Raw genomic sequence first — 14,805 nt, forward strand, 5'->3', positions numbered from 1 at the left:
CTGGCGTGGATCTACCTGGGAACACGTGGCGGTTGATCGAATCCACGCAGGACGCGAAGCCCCTGTAGAGCCGAGCGTGGGCTCGGCTCTACAGCAGGGTCAGGCGATACGTGCCTCGCGGCGGCGATGCACCCAGTAGTACAACGTGGGCAGCACCAGCAGGGTCAGCAGCATCGCCGACAGCAGGCCACCGATCACCACCACCGCCAGCGGCTTCTGGGTTTCGGCACCGATCGCGTGCGAGGTCGCCATCGGCAGCAGGCCGAACATCGCCAGCAGCGCGGTCATCAGCACCGTGCGCAGGCGCTGCAGCGAACCCTGCACCACTGATTGCAGCAGGTCCATGCCCTGCTCGCGCAGCTGGGCGAAGCGACTGAGCATCACCACGCCGTTCAGCACTGCTTGCCCGAACAATGCAATGAAGCCGATCGCCGCCGACACTGACAGCGGGATGCCGGTCAGCCACAGGGCCAGGATGCCGCCGATCATCGCCAGTGGCACGTTGGCCAGGATCAGCGCGGCGCTGCTGATGTCCTTGAAGGCATCGAACAGCAGCACGAAGATGATCAGCACCGACAACGGAATCACCCAGCCCAGCCGCTTCATCGCCCGCTGCTGGTTCTCGAACTCGCCCGACCACTCCAGCTGGTAGCCCTCCGGCAACTGTACGCTGGCCTCCACGCGCTTGCGCATGTCAGCCACCACGCTGCCCATGTCACGCCCGGCAATGAAGATGCTCACCGCCTTCACCCGCTGCGCGTTCTCGCGCGAGATGTTGATCGCGCCGCTGGCCATGCGGAAGTCGGCCACGTCGGACAGCGTCACCGTGTGGCCATCGCCGATGCCGACCGGCACCGTGCGCAACCGCTGCAGGTCGCGGTCGGCGTCGTCCAGGCGCAGCGTGATCGGGAACCTGCGGTCACCTTCCCACAGTTCGCCGACCTGGCGCCCGCCCAGTGCGGTCTCGATCACCTCGTCGATGTCGCGCACGTTCAGGCCGTAGCGCGCGGCGCGGTCGCGATCGATCTCGATCTGCAGTTGCGGCAATGAGCCGTCGCGGTCGATGAAGGCGCTCTCCACGCCCTCCACGCTACGCACCTGGCCGAGGATCGCCTGCGCCTGCTGGTTCAGCACGTCCAGGTCGGAACCGCTGACCTTGATCACCACCTGGCCCTTGATCTGCGAGATGCTCTCCAGGATGTTGTCGCGCACCGGCTGCGAGATCGAGAACTCAGGGCCCGGAATGCGCTGCTCCAGCGTACGCTGCAGATCACTGACCAGCTGCCGCTTGTCCACGCCCTTCGGCCACTCCTTTTCCGGCTTCAAGGCCACCAGCGCCTCGATCTGGTTGGCGCCCTTGGCATCGGAACCGTCTTCCGGGCGCCCCAGCTTGGCCACCACCGTCGATACCTGCGGGAAGGTGCCGACCAGCTCACGGATGCGCCGCGACTGCTGCTGCGCCTCGGCCAGGCTGGTGCTTGGGTCGAGCGTGGCGGTCAGCCAGATCGACCCTTCGTCCAGCTCGGGCAGGAACTCCGAACCCAGCCGCGTGCCCAGTGCCAGCGTGCCGACCAGCAGCGCAACCGCGGTCAGGACCACTGCACGCGGGCGGGCCAGTGCGCGCTCCAGGACCGGCCGGTACCAGCCGGTCAGGCGGTCCATCAGCGGATTGCCGTCGCGCATGCGGTCGCGCCGCAGCCACCAGTAGCAGAACAGCGGCACCACGGTCAGCGCCAGGATCAACGCACCGATCAATGCCGAGGTCACCGAGTACGCCATCGGCGCGAACATGCGGCCTTCCTGGCGCTGCAGGGTGAAGATCGGGATATGCGCGGCGATGATGATCAGCATCGAGAAGAACGTCGGCCGGCCCACTTCCGACGCTGCCGAGAGAATGGTCGAGAACCGTGTCTTCCGGTCGGCCGTGGGTGGCAGCTTCGACAATCGCGAGACGATGTGCTCGGTCACGATCACCGCACCGTCGATGATGATGCCGAAGTCCATCGCACCCAGGGACAGCAGGTTGGCCGGCACGCCCCACAGATGCAGGCCGAGGAAGGTCGACAGCAGCGCCAGCGGCATCATCGCCGCCACGATCAGCGCGGCACGGGCGTTGTACAGGAACAGCCACAGCACCAGGAACACCAGCACCCCGCCTTCCAGCAGGTTGCTGAAGACGGTTTTCAGCGTGGTCGAGACCAGCCACGAGCGGTCATAGAACGGCTCGATGCTGACCCCGGCCGGCAGCTGGTTCGCCTCGATCTCGGCGATGCGCGCATGCAGCGCGTCGAGCACGTCGGAGGGATTCTCGCCCTTGCGCATCAGCACCATGCCGAACACCGCATCGTCGTTGTCGTCCTGGCCGACCAGGCCCTGCCGGGGCAGGCCGGTGTCGGCGACGCTGGCCAGGTCGCGCACCAGGATCGGCGTGCCCCCGCGCTGCGCCACCACCACGTTGCCGATGTCGGCCGGCGAACGCATCAGGCCCACGCCGCGGATCAGGAACTGCTGCTGGCCGCGTTCCACGTAGCCGCCGCCGGCGTTCGAGCTGCCCTTCTCCAGCGCCTCGGCGAATTCACCCAGGCTGATGCCGCGGTCACGCAGCTTGTCCAGGTCCGGCTTGACCTGGAAGGTCCGCGCGAAGCCGCCGAAGCTGATCACATCGGCCACGCCCGGCACGGTGCGCAGGCTGCGCTCCATCGTCCATTCCTGCACGGTGCGCAGCTGGGTCGGCGTCATGTGCGGGCCTTTCAGCACGTACCGGTAGATCTCACCCACCGCCGAACTCATCGCCTCCAGTTCCGGCGTCACCCCTTCCGGCAGCTCCACCCCCTGCAGGCGCTCCAGCACCTGCTGGCGCGCGAAGTAGTCATCGGCCTTGTCGTCGAAGGTCAGGATGATCATCGACAGGCCGAACTGCGTATGCGAGAACACCCGCACCGAATGCGGGAGGCCGGACAGCGCCACTTCCAGCGGCATCGTCACCTCGCGTTCCACCTCTTCGGCGGCGCGGCCCGGATGCAGCGATACCACCGTCACCTGGGTGTCGGACACATCCGGAAAGGCTTCCACCGGCAGCACGCGGAACGCGGCGATACCCGCGCCGATGAACAGCAGCAGTGCCAGCATCACCATCAATGGCTGGCGCAGGCAGTACGCAATCAGGCGATCGATCATGGCGCAGCGTGCCTCGTGCCGGTGCTGGCAGCGGCCGGCGCGCTGTCCACCAGCTGCTGCAGCAGCAGCCCGCCTTCAACCACCACCCTGGCGCCCTGGGCCAGGCCCTCGCGCACCCACAGGCGGCCATCGCCCAGTTCCTCGGCATGCACGGCGTGGCGCGCGAAGCGGCCCTTGGCCTCCTCCACGAACACCACCTGCTTGCCGTCGATCAGCAGCACCGCAGCATCGGGCAGCGAGACACCGCCCTCGGCCGGCACTGCCACCTGCGCACGCACGTACTGGCCCGCCTTGAAACCGCGTGCACGGTTGTCCAGCTCGGCGCGCGCCTGCACCACGCGGCGCTCGCTGTCGACGAAGTCATCCACGTGCTGCAGGGTCGCCTGCAACGGTTGGCCATCGGCGCCGGGCACGCTCACCTGCATGCCCGCCTTCAGGCGTCCGGCCAGGCGCTCGGGAACATCCAGCAGCAGCCACAGGCGGTCCGGATCGCCGATCACCGCCAGCGGCTGCTCGCTGTCGGGGCTGACCGCCATGCCCGGGCTCATCCGCCGCTCCACCAGCACGCCATCGATCGGCGTGCGCAGCGGCAGGCGCTGGTCCACGTGCTGGCCATTGCCATACGCCTTGGCGAAGGCGGTCGCGCGCGCGTGATCGGCCTGGCTGGCGGCGAAGTTGGCCTCGGCTTCGTCCAGTTCACGGCCGGACGCCACACCCGCTGCGTGCAGCTCGCTGGTGCGGTCCAGTTCCCTGCGGGCCTGCTGCAGCTGCGCGCGACCACGCACACCATCAGCCTGGGCCTGGCCGAATTCGGGCGAGGTGATCCAGGCGATCACCTGGCCTGCCTTCACCATCTGCCCCGGCTGCGCCTCGATGCGCGCGACCTGCCCTGCCAGTGGGGTGCGCAGCGCACTGGAGCGGGTCTCGTCCCAGACCACCCGGCCCGGCAGCTGCAGGTTGGCGCTGGCGACGGCGGTCACCGCCTCGCTGCGCAGTACATCCAGCTGGCGGCTGCTGGCGGGAAACTGGATCTGGCCGGCGCTGACCTGTGGCGCGTCCTCGGTGTACGACGCCGGTTCGCGGCCGCAGCCGCCCAGCAGGGCCAGCGCCAGCAAGGCGGGCAGCACGGCATGTCGCGCCTGCGGGCGGCAAGCGGCGGTGAACTTCATCGAGACTCTCCTTCTGCAACGGATGTGGCCGCTTCCCAGCGCGCCAGGGCAATGGCATGGTCGGCACGCGCCTCGATCAACGCGGCTTCGAACTCGCGCCAGCTGCGGCGCGCGTCAAGCAGATCGGTCAGGCTGGCGGCGCCGCGGCGGTAAGCCAGTTCGATGCCCTGCACCGCCTTGCGTGCGGCATCGGACTGCAGCCCTTCGTAGTCGCTGCGACGCTGCGCGGCCGACCGCGCGCTGGCCTGCAGCTGGTCCAGTTCGGCGCGCGCCTCGCGCTGCAGTACCTGCAGTTCCAGCGCCGCACTGTCACGCTCGGCTTCGGCGCGCTGGATCGCGCCGCGTGCACGTGACGGGCCGCCGAGCGGAATCGTCAGCGATACGCCCCAGGTGACACCACTGATGTCGGTCGGCTCGCGTTCGGCCTCCACCCCCAGCTGGATGTCGCGGTGGCGCTCGCTGCGCGCCAGGGCCACGCCAGCGTCGGCGGCGACCAGGCGTGAGCGTGCCGCGCGCAGGTCGGCGCGCTGCTGCGGGTCGAACGCGCGTGTATCGGCGATGTTGCCTGGATCGGGCCATGGATCATCGGCGCTGAGGTCATGGCTGTCGTCACGGCCAAGCAGCAGGGCCAATGCGTGCCGCGCGTCGCGCAGGTCCAGCGCGGCCTCGCGCGCCGCATCGGCCACGGCGAGGTCGTCCACCGCCAGTCGCGCACGATCCACCGGTGCCATCGCCCCGGTGGCGACCTGCTTGTCAGCGGCGGCCAGCTGCTCGGTCGAGTTCTGCCGGTTGGCCTCGGCGATCCGCACCCGCTCCTGTGCGCCCTTCAGTCCGAAATAGGCTTCATGCAGCGCCACCTGCTGGCGGCGTCGCGTGTCGAGCATCTCCAGCCCGGCCACCTGCAGCAACGCGTCAGCCTGGCGGATGCGCAGCGCACGCTTGCCGCCGCGTTCCCAGGTGAAACCCAGGCCCAGCGTGCTGTCCATCCGCTTGTCCTGCCAGCGCCCCGGGCCGATGCCGTGCGTCGGGCTGATCTTGCTGCTGCCGATGGACAGCTCGGCCGCTGGCCGCAACGCGGCGGTCTGCGCATCGCCCTGCGCCCCACGCAGTTCCAATGCCATCGCGCGCAGGTCCGGGTTGTGCGCTTCCATGGCGCGCTGCGCATCCGCCAGCGACAACGCTGAAGCCACGGGTGCGCACAGGAGAGCGGCCAGCGCGGCCGCAAGACGAGGGGAGAAATTCATGCGCGTCACGGTAAGGTGACGCACTTGCGCCAAACTTGCCCCAACCTTGCACGAAGCTTGCAATGCGAATCCTGCTGATCGAAGACGACGCCGCTCTGGCCGATGGACTGATCCGCGCCCTGCAGGGCGCCGGCCATCTGTGCGACCACCTTTCGCGCGGCCTGCACGCGCCGGCTGCACTGGCCAGCGCGCCGTATGACGTGATGGTGCTCGACCTTTCATTGCCCGATGTCGACGGCCTCGACCTGCTCTCGCGCCTGCGCAATGACGGCGTCACCCTGCCGGTGCTGATCCTGACCGCGCGCGACGGTGTGGAGGACCGCATCCTCGGCCTCGACCGGGGTGGTGACGATTACCTGGCCAAGCCATTTGCACTCGGTGAGCTGGAGGCGCGCCTGCGTGCGCTGTCACGCCGCCGCAGCGACGCACCGGCACAGAAGCGGCTGGGCCGGTTGTGCTTCGACAGCATCCGCAATGAAGTGCAGGTGGAAGGCCAGCGCATCGAACTGACCGCGCGCGAGCTGTCGCTGGTCGAGGCATTGATGCAGCATCCCGGCCGCACCGTCACCAAGCAGCGCCTGTTCGACGCGCTGTACAGCTGGGACCACGAGGCCAACCTGTCGGTGATCGAAGTGCATGTCAGCCGCCTGCGCCGCAAGCTGGAGCAGGCACGCGCCGGCGTCGGCATCCGCATGTTGCGTGGCCTGGGGTATCGGCTGGAGGCCGGGGGTGACTGAGCGCGTGCACAGCCTGCGGGGCCTGCTGCTGCGTCGCCTGTGGCTGCCCTTGCTGGTGTTGCTGCTGTGCAGCGCGGTCGGTTCATTCGCGCTGGCCCGCTTCTACGCCGGCCAGGTCTATGACCGCTGGCTGCTGGACTCGGCGATGTCGTTGTCCGAGCTGGTGAAGGTGCAGGACGGGCGTGCCTCGATCGAGATCACGCCTGCGGTGTCGCGCATGTTCACCTGGGATACCGCTGACGAAGTGCATGGCGAAGTGGTCGACGCCGCGGGCGGGCGCCTGTATGGCGACCTGCCCGAAGCGCTGCCCCGCCCCGCGATCGCTGCCGGCGGCGACGATGCCGTCTACTACGACGCGCGCCTGCGTGGGCAGCCGGTGCGCATGGTCGAAGTCGTGGTCAGCGCCGGGCCGGGCCACGATATCCGCCTGCGCGTGGCCGAGACGCTGCGCAAGCGCCATCGCCTGGAGCGCAAGCTGCTGCTGACCAGCATCCCGTTCCAGGCCGCGATCCTGGCGCTGGCTGCGTGGCTGGCCTGGTCCGGTACCGGCGCGGCTGCACGCCACGCCAACCAGGTGGCGCGGCGGTTGGCCAGCCCACGCCCCGACCCGCTGGCGCCACTGGAGCCGGCGCAGGAGGCGCCGCGCGAACTGTGGCCGGCGGTGGAGGCCTACAACGCCCTGCTGCAGCGACTGGACGCCATGCAGGCCGCGCAACGGCGCTTCGTCAGCAACGCCGCGCACCAGCTGCGCACGCCGCTGGCGGCGATGCAGGTGGAGCTGGAGAGTTCATTGCGGCAACAGGATCCGCAGGCCCAGCAGCTGGCGCTGTCCGGCACGCTGGCCGGGCTGGCGCGGCTGCAGCACCTGGTCAACCAACTGCTGATGCTCAGCCGTTCGGAGGATCCCCATGGCAGCGTACTGCCGCTGCAGCCGCTGGACCTGGCCGCGCTGGCGCGGGGCGTGGTCGAGCGCTACGCCGACCGTGCGTTGGCGGCCGACGTGGACCTGGGTTACGACGGACCCGACGACGGTGTGCAGGTGCAAGGTGATCCGCAGCTGCTGCGCGAGGCGCTGGGCAACCTGCTGGACAACGCGCTGCGCTACGGCGCGGCGCCCGGTGTGATCACCCTCGGCGTTCGGCAGGAGACCGACGGCGTGCAGGTGTGGGTGGACGACGACGGCGCCGGTATCGCCGAGGACGAGCGCGCGCGCGTCACGGAACGCTTCTACCGGGCCAGCAGCGAGGGCGACGGCTGTGGGCTGGGGCTGGCGATCGTGGCCGAGATCGCGCAGCGGCATGGCGCGATGTTGAAGATCGAAACGGCGCCGCTCGGTGGCGCGCGGGTGGGGGTGCGGTTCCGTTCGCGTTGACGTCCTGCGTGCCAACCAAGGTTGGCACCTACCAGGTGCGGGGCAATGACCGCGGCAATGCGGCGCCGCTCCGCGTCATCGGCTCATGGAATACGGCGCCTGCGCGCCCTCTCCCGGCCAGTCCTTGTTCGGCTCGGCCTGCATGCGGAAGTGCAGCTCGCCACCGGCGAGGATCTCATCATGACGCAGGAAGGTGCGCTGCAGCGGCTTGCCGTTGAGGCTCACGCTGCCAACGTACGTGTGCTTGTCATCCAGGCCCTCGGCCACGATGGTGAACGTCTTGCCGTTCGGCAGACGCATCGCGGTCCTGGGCAGGAACGGACGGCCCAGGATGTACTCGCCCGAGCCCGGCGCCACCGGGTAGAAGCCCAGCGCGGTGAACACGTACCAGGCCGACATCTGGCCGACGTCATCGTTGCCGGCCAGGCCATCGGGACGGTCGGCATACTGGGTGTCCATGATCTGCTTCAACCGCGCCTGGGTGCGCCACGGTTGGCCCGCATACGAATACAGGTAGGCCACGTGGTGGCTCGGCTCGTTGCCGTGCGCATACCAGCCGATCAGGCCGGTGATGTCTTCCATGTGCTCGAAGATCGATGGATCCACCTTGGCGTTGAACACCTCGTCCAGGCGCGCGAGCAGTTTGTCGCTTCCCCCGTGCGCCGCCGCCAGCCCGGCGACGTCCTGCGGCACGTACCACGAGTACTGCCAGGCGTTGCCCTCGGTGTAGTCGGTGCCGTAGCCGCTGGCGCTGGGGTCGAACGGCGTACGGAAGCTGCCATCGCGCTTGCGCGCGCGCATGAAGCCGGTGTCCTTGTCGAACGCGTTGCGCCAGTTACCCGCGCGTTTGTCGAAGGTGGCCGCGATATCGGCCTTGCCCATCGCCTGCGCCATGCGTGCGATGGTCCAGTCATCAAAGGCGTACTCCAGCGTCTTGCTGGCCGCTTCGCCTTCCTCGTCGATCGGCACATAGCCCAGCTCACGGTACTGCGCGATGCCGTCGTACGGGCCGTAATTGGCGGTCTCGACCATTGCCTTCAGCGCCTTGTCGGCGTCGAAGCCACGAATGCCCTTCACGTAGGCATCGGCGATCACCGGCACGGCGTGGTAGCCGATCATGCACCAGTCTTCCAGGCCATGGAACGACCACACCGGGAGCATGCCGTAGGGACTGTGCTCATGATGCGCCAGCATCGAATTGACGAAGTCGCTGTTGCGCTTCTCCGGCTGCACCAGCGTCAGCAGCGGGTGCAGCGCGCGGTACGTGTCCCACAGCGAGAACGTCGAATAGTGCGTGAAACCGTCGGCCTTGTGCACCGCGTTGTCCGAACCGCGGTACTGGCCATCGGCGTCCATGAACAGCGTCGGCCCCAGCATCGTGTGGTACAGCGCGGTATAGGCACTGCGCCGCGCATGCTCGGGGGCATCGATATCGAGTACCGACAGCGCCTGCGTCCAGTCCTGCTTCGCCTGCGCACGCACCCGGTCGAAATCGAAGTCTGCCACTTCTGCGTCGAGGTTGGCGATGGCACCGGCCTCACTGACCGGCGAGATGGCTACCTTCACCACCAGCGGCGCGTCCAGCTTGCCGAAGTTGAAGGTGCCGACCAGCTGCCGGCCTTCGATCTGGGCGCGCTGGGCCGGGTCCTTCTCGCCCGGCGGCGGGAAGCCCTTGTAGACGATGTCCTGCTCGGTGTTGTGCAGCTCATGCCCGGCCAGCGACCGCGAGAAACGCATCGCGAAATACAGCTGGCGGCCCGTTGCCCAGCCACGGGTTTCGCGGAAGCCGGTCACGGTGCCATCGGCGCGCACCCGCACCCGCGACCACAGCACCTTGCCCGGGTAGTCGTACATGCTGGTACGCATGTCCAGCAGCACCTTGGCGTCGGTGCCCTTGGGGAAGGCATAGCGATGCACGCCCACGCGGGTACTGGTGGTCAGCTCGGCGCGCACCTTGTAGTCGTCCAGGGTGACCGCGTAGTAGCCCGGCTCGGCCTTCTCGTCAGCGTGGCGGAACCGTGAGGCGTAACCGCTGCGCGGCTTCTCCGGATCACCCCGCTCCAGCCCGGGGTTGCCGGTGAACGGCATCAGCAGGATGTCGCCCAGGTCCGAATGACCGGTGCCGGAAAAATGCGTGTGCGAGAAACCGACGATGCTGCTGTCGTCATAGCGATAGCCCGCTGCCCACCCATAGGCCTTTTCGCGCGGCTGGATGCGCGTGTCCGGGCTGAGCTGGACCATGCCGAACGGCACCGTCGCCCCCGGGTAGGTATGGCCTTCTCCGCCGGTGCCGATGAACGGGTCGACCGAGGCGTATGCCTTGTCGGCGACGGTTCTGGCTGGGGCCGCACCGGCCAAGCCGGAAGCGAACATCGCCGTGGCGGCGACAGCGATCAGGAGACGACGGTCCAGCGTGGGCATCGGCATTTGGATCGATTCAGGTGGTGGTCCGATCCTAGCATCGGCCCGGCCCTGTCGCATGCTGCAGTGCGGCCGCCGGAACCGGCACGATGATTTGCACGTAATTGCATGGCCGGACGACGATCCGCCTCATAGCCTTCCGGTCTCCCGCTTCCCGATCGGTGCCAATACGGCAATGGATGTCCACACATGCACTTCTGAAAGACCGCGCCTTCGGAGCGGGAGAAAGCGAGACGAACCATCAATTGGTACGCAGCGCCTCGATCTGCCCAGGATGGCGCCGCAGCGGACATACCGCTGCCGGGATTGGAACCCCCGAAAAGAAGGACAGAGATAGCTCGTCGTACCTGCGGCGGGCGCTGCGTGTGGCCGTCAGGCCCTCCGGTTTTCTCTGTTCCTTCCGGGAGTTCCAAGCACGCATCGCCCGCCACCCTTGCGGTGGCCCTCGCACCCAAGGAGTTTCCGCATGAAACACACGCGTCCGCTCAGCCCGGCCATGGAGTCGCTGTTCCAGCGCATCGAACATGCCCTCAACAGTGCCGAAGGCATGGCCATCCTCATCGGCGAGCAGTACGGCCCCGAGCCGAAACCTCCCGCGCCGATGGGCTACAACGCCAAAGAGATCGCCAATGCGATGGTCATGCTGAGCCAGCATGGCCGGTCGTTGCTGCAGAAGCTGCGTGCGGAAGCGGAAAAGGTGACCTATCACTAGGCCGTCCTGCAGCCGAGCCTGCTCGGCGCCGTGCGCACCGCACGCAGCGATTGCTGCCTTCAATCGGGCAATGCGCCCTGCAAGGTGGCGAGGTCGGCGCTGTCGACCGGCCTCACCACGCGCGCCACTTCCTGGCCGTCATGCAGCAGCACCACGGTGGGCCACAGTTTTACCGTGAACGCACGCCCCAGCGGCTTTCCCTTGCCATCCTCGATCTTCCAATGCACCAGATCGTGGGCATCCACAAACGCCTGGAGTGCGGGCTGCGCGGCTTGGCAATGACCACACCAGGGTGCACCGAACTCCAGCAGCTGCCAGCCCGCCTGAGCTTCCACGGCCGCGCCGGCGGGCTCCGCCGCCGGGTAGTCACGCATGAACGGCATGCCGGTTACGCCGCCAACGCTTTCTGGATATCCGCCAACGGAGCATTGGTCAGGTCCTTGGCAATATCGCCCAGCAGGCGGGCCTGGACCTCCTTGTGCAGCAGCGGGCGGATGCGGCCCAGCGTGGTCGGGTCTGCCACCAGCACCAGGTGTGCATAGCGGTTGTTGAGCGCATCTTCGTTCAACTGCTCGGCCACCTGCTTGGCGAACGTCGCCTCGTTGAGCTGCGAAATGGACATGTCTTTCGGCACCGCGCCGGCCGGGCCCTGACCAGAGACGCCCTGCTCGCTAATGTCCTGCAGGCGCAGCTCACCTTCCTGCTTCAACGCCAGCTCATGTTCGCTGCCGACGTTGGTGAACACGCGGGCCGAACCACCATCGGCGACGATGATCAGCGTGCCTTCGGGAATGCGACGGGTCATGCGATGCTCCTTCTTGATGGCGTTCAGCGCTACCGTAGACAGCGTGGCGTGAGCGCTGCGGCCAGAGTTCGTTCAACGCATGTCATTGCACGCTGCGCGGATGAACAGGCGCCATGGAACACAGCGTACAGATCAGTCCGCTTCGCTGCATGCTCACGCCGATGCCGTTATGATGAACGGATGATCGACACGACCCACTACGTGACGGGCGCACCTGTTACGTGGGAAGCACTGCCGACCGGCGCTTCGCTTGCCACGATCGCTCCCGCCCTGCCGTTCCACCGCCTCGCGCTGGATCCTGGCGGATGACGCCCGCAGGCCCTCGGCCTGCACGCCCCACGCTGCTGTGACCGCCGGCCGCTGACTGCGCGACCGCTGTGATCCCGTTGCTGCGTTTCCGCCGTTGCGGCGGTGCGTTGCCGTGCGCGTGGCGTCGTGCCTGCACACATTCCCCGGCCCCCCACGCCACTCACCGATGCCCCTGCGCCACCTGCGCCTGCATCGCCGTTTCCGATTTCCGGGACCTACCTCACCGCTCATTTCCCCTCTTCTGCCCACAAGGGAGCCCCCATGCAGGACACCCCCGATGCACATGCCCATTTCGGCTGGTTCAAGCGCCGCCGCCACCTGAAGGTCGATGAGATCACCGTCGTAGACAAGCCCATGCTCAAGCGCGCCGTCGGCGCGGCCGCACTCGGCAATGCCATGGAGTGGTTCGACTTCGGTGTCTACGGCTACCTGGCCGTCACCATCGGCCAGGTGTTCTTCCCGTCCAGCAATCCCACCGCGCAGGTGATCGCCGCGTTCGCCACCTTCACCGTGGCGTTCCTGGTGCGGCCGCTGGGCGGCCTGGTGTTCGGCCCGCTGGGTGATCGTTACGGCCGCCAGAAAGTGCTCGCTTTCACCATGATCCTGATGGCGCTGGGCACCTTTTCGATCGGCCTGATTCCCGCCTACGAGCGCATCGGCATCTGGGCGCCGGTGCTGTTGCTGCTGGCGCGCGTGGTGCAGGGCTTCTCCACCGGCGGCGAGTACGGCGGCGCGGCCACCTTCATCGCCGAGTATTCCACCGACCGCAACCGCGGCCTGATGGGCAGCTGGCTGGAGTTCGGCACGCTGGGCGGCTACATCGCTGGCGCCGGTACCGTCACCGCGCTGCACATGCTGCTGAGCAGCGGGCAGATGCTGGACTGGGGCTGGCGCATTCCGTTCCTGGTGGCCGGCCCGCTGGGCCTGCTCGGCCTGTACATGCGCATGAAGTTGGAGGAAACACCGGCGTTCCGCGCCTTCGCCGAGGAAGCCGAGAAGCGTGAGCACGAGCGGCCGGGGCTGGGCGCGCTGTTCCAGGTGCATGGCCGCCAGCTGCTGGTGTGCATGGGCCTGGTGCTGGTGTTCAACGTCACCGATTACATGCTGCTGACCTACATGCCCAGCTACCTCAGCGTCACGATGGGCTATGCCGAGAGCAAGGGCCTGCTGCTGATCATCATCGTGATGCTGGTGATGATGCCGCTGAACATCGTCGGCGGCCTGTTCAGTGACCGGCTGGGCCGGCGCCCGATGATCATCGGTGCGTGCATCGCGCTGCTGGTGCTGGCCATTCCGTGCCTGCTGCTGGTCGGCAGCGGCAGCGACGGGCTGATCTTCCTCGGCCTGATGCTGCTGGGGCTGGCGCTGGTGTGCTTCACCAGCTCGATGCCGTCCACGCTGCCGGCGCTGTTCTACACCCCGGTGCGCTACAGCGCGCTGTCGATCGCCTTCAATGTGTCGGTGTCGCTGTTCGGTGGCACCACGCCACTGGTGACCGCGTGGCTGGTGGAACGCACCGGCGACCCGCTGGTGCCGGCCTATTACCTGATGGGCGCGGCGGTGATCGGGCTGGTGACGATGCTGTTCGTGAAGGAAACCGCCGGCCTGCCGCTACGCGGTTCACCGCCGGCGGTCGGCAGCGAACGCGAAGCGGCTGCGCTGTTGAAGAGCGATGTGCCGGTGACGGTGGACCCGACCTTGCCGCCGCTGCCGGAGGCTTCAGAGGCCGAGCAGGTGAAGCCGGCCTGAGGCTCGGCGGGACCCGCGCTGTACAGCCGAGCCCGCGCTCGGCTGCCTTTAGGGGGATCCGCCGGGCATGGGCCCGGCGCGACGCCCCGTGCGACATCAATCACCCCGGGTGTTCAACGCCATCGCGCGCATCACGATGGGCTTGGCCCAGCCGGGCGTGTGCAGCAGGTCGGCTACCGCAATCGGGTACTGCAGTTCACCTGCGGCCATGGCCAGTACCGGCAGCGGCACCACGCAGCCGTCGGCATCGGCCGGCGCGCTGTTGTCGTAGACATGCAGCTCGGCCAGGTGCGGCAGCAGCTCCAGCAGGTTCGCGCGCGCCGAATCGAAGCGCGCGTGGATCTTCTCCACGGGAATGTCATGGCCACCGGCGGCGACCCGCGCGGCAACGCGGGCGATATGCAGCTCGACGTTGGCCAGGCCACAGAACCAGATGGCTACCTGGTGGTGGTCGCACGCCTCGCGCAGCAGGCGCGGGATGGTGTTGCCCCCCAGCGTGGTCTCGAAGGCGAAGTCGGTGCCATCGGCCATGGCCTGGCGCAGGCGGCGGGTGCCTTCCTGCCAGGCCTCGGCGTTCGCCTCCGGCAGCGGCCAGCCGGCATTGACGAGGCGGCGGGTGAAGGAATCCGGGTTGAACCAGCCCAGCCCTTCGGCGTTCAGCCAGGTACCCAGCAACGAACTTTTACCGGCGCCATTGACGCCGGCCAGCGCCAGGATGCGTCCCATCGATCAGAGCGGACGGCCGAGGTTGACCTTGCCGCCGCGCCGGATCGGCTGTCCCAGCACCTTGGCCAGCCCCGCCCCCTGCTGCAGGCCGGCCAGGGTCTGGTCGAACTCGCTGCGCAGGCGCTGCAGTTCTTCGTTGCGCTCGCCGGCATCACCGCCGGCGGCCTTGGCCAGCAGTTCCTGGTAGGTGCGGATGTCCACGATCACCGCTTCCGGGTGATTGTGGTTGGTGATGACCAGCGCCTGCTTCTCGCGCACGGTGCGCATCAGGCTCGGCCAGCCCCGGGTCTTCACCGACGAGGCCGGGGCCTTCTCAAGGCCAGGCAGATCCAGTGGCAGGGTCATGGCATCGCTCCAGGCGGGGTGGACGATCCCCACTATACC

The 14,805-nt window shown here is 67.9% G+C and carries 13 protein-coding genes; 5 read left to right on the forward strand and 8 right to left on the reverse strand.

All coding sequences use genetic code 11. From position 1 onward, the window contains the following. Positions 1–99 precede the first annotated feature (99 nt). Genes NSQ78_RS12620 through NSQ78_RS12630 form a run of 3 tightly spaced genes read right to left on the reverse strand, consistent with a single transcriptional unit; the run spans position 100 to position 5,590 of the window. Complete coding sequence (locus tag NSQ78_RS12620) at positions 100–3,177, reverse strand: CusA/CzcA family heavy metal efflux RND transporter (protein ID WP_064238665.1); 3,078 nt, start codon at positions 3,175–3,177, stop codon at positions 100–102. Then, positions 3,174–4,346, reverse strand: coding sequence for an efflux RND transporter periplasmic adaptor subunit (locus NSQ78_RS12625; RefSeq protein ID WP_064238666.1), 1,173 nt, complete (start codon positions 4,344–4,346; stop codon positions 3,174–3,176). Before NSQ78_RS12625 ends, NSQ78_RS12620 begins: the two co-directional genes overlap by 4 nt. Beyond that, on the reverse strand, positions 4,343–5,590 hold the full coding sequence (locus NSQ78_RS12630) for a TolC family protein (RefSeq protein ID WP_064238667.1): 1,248 nt from the start codon (positions 5,588–5,590) through the stop codon (positions 4,343–4,345). The genes NSQ78_RS12625 and NSQ78_RS12630 overlap by 4 nt, the downstream gene beginning before the upstream one ends. Before the next feature lie 62 nt (positions 5,591–5,652). Here NSQ78_RS12630 and NSQ78_RS12635 point away from each other — a divergent pair, with 62 nt between their 5' ends. Both NSQ78_RS12635 and NSQ78_RS12640 read left to right on the forward strand, forming a co-directional pair. Beyond that, on the forward strand, positions 5,653–6,327 hold the full coding sequence (locus tag NSQ78_RS12635) for a response regulator (protein WP_032962610.1): 675 nt from the start codon (positions 5,653–5,655) through the stop codon (positions 6,325–6,327). Next, a complete protein-coding gene (locus tag NSQ78_RS12640; RefSeq protein ID WP_064238668.1) occupies positions 6,320–7,699 on the forward strand; it encodes a sensor histidine kinase in 1,380 nt (459 codons plus the stop codon). Before NSQ78_RS12635 ends, NSQ78_RS12640 begins: the two co-directional genes overlap by 8 nt. Positions 7,700–7,774: 75 nt before the next feature. Here the strand turns inward: NSQ78_RS12640 and NSQ78_RS12645 are convergent, their stop codons facing one another. Next, the gene (locus NSQ78_RS12645; protein WP_064238669.1) at positions 7,775–10,126 is read right to left on the reverse strand and encodes a GH92 family glycosyl hydrolase; all 2,352 of its coding nucleotides are present in this window, start codon (positions 10,124–10,126) and stop codon (positions 7,775–7,777) included. A gap of 460 nt (positions 10,127–10,586) precedes the next feature. Here NSQ78_RS12645 and NSQ78_RS12650 point away from each other — a divergent pair, with 460 nt between their 5' ends. Next, positions 10,587–10,832 (forward strand): hypothetical protein, encoded by a 246-nt coding sequence (locus tag NSQ78_RS12650; RefSeq protein ID WP_005416739.1) that lies wholly within the window; start codon positions 10,587–10,589, stop codon positions 10,830–10,832. 59 nt (positions 10,833–10,891) lie between these two features. On the opposite strand, the gene NSQ78_RS12655 is transcribed toward NSQ78_RS12650, so the two are convergent. Next, a complete protein-coding gene (locus tag NSQ78_RS12655) occupies positions 10,892–11,215 on the reverse strand; it encodes a thioredoxin family protein (RefSeq protein ID WP_064238670.1) in 324 nt (107 codons plus the stop codon). Between the two features lie 5 nt (positions 11,216–11,220). Beyond that, entirely contained in the window at positions 11,221–11,637 is a 417-nt protein-coding gene (locus NSQ78_RS12660) for a host attachment family protein (protein WP_064238671.1), read from the reverse strand. Positions 11,638–11,817: 180 nt separating this feature from the next. On the opposite strand from NSQ78_RS12660, the gene NSQ78_RS12665 reads away from it, so the two are divergent. Both NSQ78_RS12665 and proP read left to right on the forward strand, forming a co-directional pair. After that, positions 11,818–11,946 carry a hypothetical protein gene (locus NSQ78_RS12665; RefSeq protein WP_259344776.1) on the forward strand — a complete coding sequence of 43 codons (129 nt, stop codon included), beginning with the start codon at positions 11,818–11,820 and terminating at the stop codon, positions 11,944–11,946. Between the two features lie 261 nt (positions 11,947–12,207). After that, positions 12,208–13,695, forward strand: a complete 1,488-nt coding sequence (proP, locus tag NSQ78_RS12670) for a glycine betaine/L-proline transporter ProP (RefSeq protein WP_049467055.1) — start codon at positions 12,208–12,210, stop codon at positions 13,693–13,695. Positions 13,696–13,791: 96 nt separating this feature from the next. On the opposite strand, the gene NSQ78_RS12675 is transcribed toward proP, so the two are convergent. Beyond that, on the reverse strand, positions 13,792–14,421 hold the full coding sequence (locus NSQ78_RS12675; protein WP_064238673.1) for a hypothetical protein: 630 nt from the start codon (positions 14,419–14,421) through the stop codon (positions 13,792–13,794). A 3-nt stretch (positions 14,422–14,424) separates the two neighbouring features. Continuing rightward, positions 14,425–14,766, reverse strand: a complete 342-nt coding sequence (locus NSQ78_RS12680) for a type II toxin-antitoxin system prevent-host-death family antitoxin (protein ID WP_064238674.1) — start codon at positions 14,764–14,766, stop codon at positions 14,425–14,427. Between the last annotated feature and the right edge of the window lie 39 nt (positions 14,767–14,805).

The sequence above is a fragment of the Stenotrophomonas sp. FSL W7-1447 genome, from assembly GCF_037966425.1.
In the GTDB taxonomy this organism is placed as follows: Bacteria; Pseudomonadota; Gammaproteobacteria; order Xanthomonadales; family Xanthomonadaceae; genus Stenotrophomonas; species Stenotrophomonas pavanii.

Excerpts from the sequence above, each read along its gene's own strand:
- NSQ78_RS12680 (WP_064238674.1), bottom strand. The coding sequence starts at position 14,766 with ATGACCCTGCCACTGGATCTGCCTGGCCTTGAGAAGGCCCCGGCCTCG.
- NSQ78_RS12635 (WP_032962610.1), top strand. The coding sequence starts at position 5,653 with ATGCGAATCCTGCTGATCGAAGACGACGCCGCTCTGGCCGATGGACTG.
- NSQ78_RS12650 (WP_005416739.1), top strand. The coding sequence starts at position 10,587 with ATGAAACACACGCGTCCGCTCAGCCCGGCCATGGAGTCGCTGTTCCAG.
- NSQ78_RS12675 (WP_064238673.1), bottom strand. The coding sequence starts at position 14,421 with ATGGGACGCATCCTGGCGCTGGCCGGCGTCAATGGCGCCGGTAAAAGT.
- NSQ78_RS12655 (WP_064238670.1), bottom strand. The coding sequence starts at position 11,215 with ATGCCGTTCATGCGTGACTACCCGGCGGCGGAGCCCGCCGGCGCGGCC.
- NSQ78_RS12660 (WP_064238671.1), bottom strand. The coding sequence starts at position 11,637 with ATGACCCGTCGCATTCCCGAAGGCACGCTGATCATCGTCGCCGATGGT.
- NSQ78_RS12620 (WP_064238665.1), bottom strand. The coding sequence starts at position 3,177 with ATGATCGATCGCCTGATTGCGTACTGCCTGCGCCAGCCATTGATGGTG.
- NSQ78_RS12625 (WP_064238666.1), bottom strand. The coding sequence starts at position 4,346 with ATGAAGTTCACCGCCGCTTGCCGCCCGCAGGCGCGACATGCCGTGCTG.
- NSQ78_RS12645 (WP_064238669.1), bottom strand. The coding sequence starts at position 10,126 with ATGCCGATGCCCACGCTGGACCGTCGTCTCCTGATCGCTGTCGCCGCC.
- NSQ78_RS12630 (WP_064238667.1), bottom strand. The coding sequence starts at position 5,590 with ATGAATTTCTCCCCTCGTCTTGCGGCCGCGCTGGCCGCTCTCCTGTGC.
- proP (WP_049467055.1), top strand. The coding sequence starts at position 12,208 with ATGCAGGACACCCCCGATGCACATGCCCATTTCGGCTGGTTCAAGCGC.
- NSQ78_RS12665 (WP_259344776.1), top strand. The coding sequence starts at position 11,818 with ATGATCGACACGACCCACTACGTGACGGGCGCACCTGTTACGTGGGAA.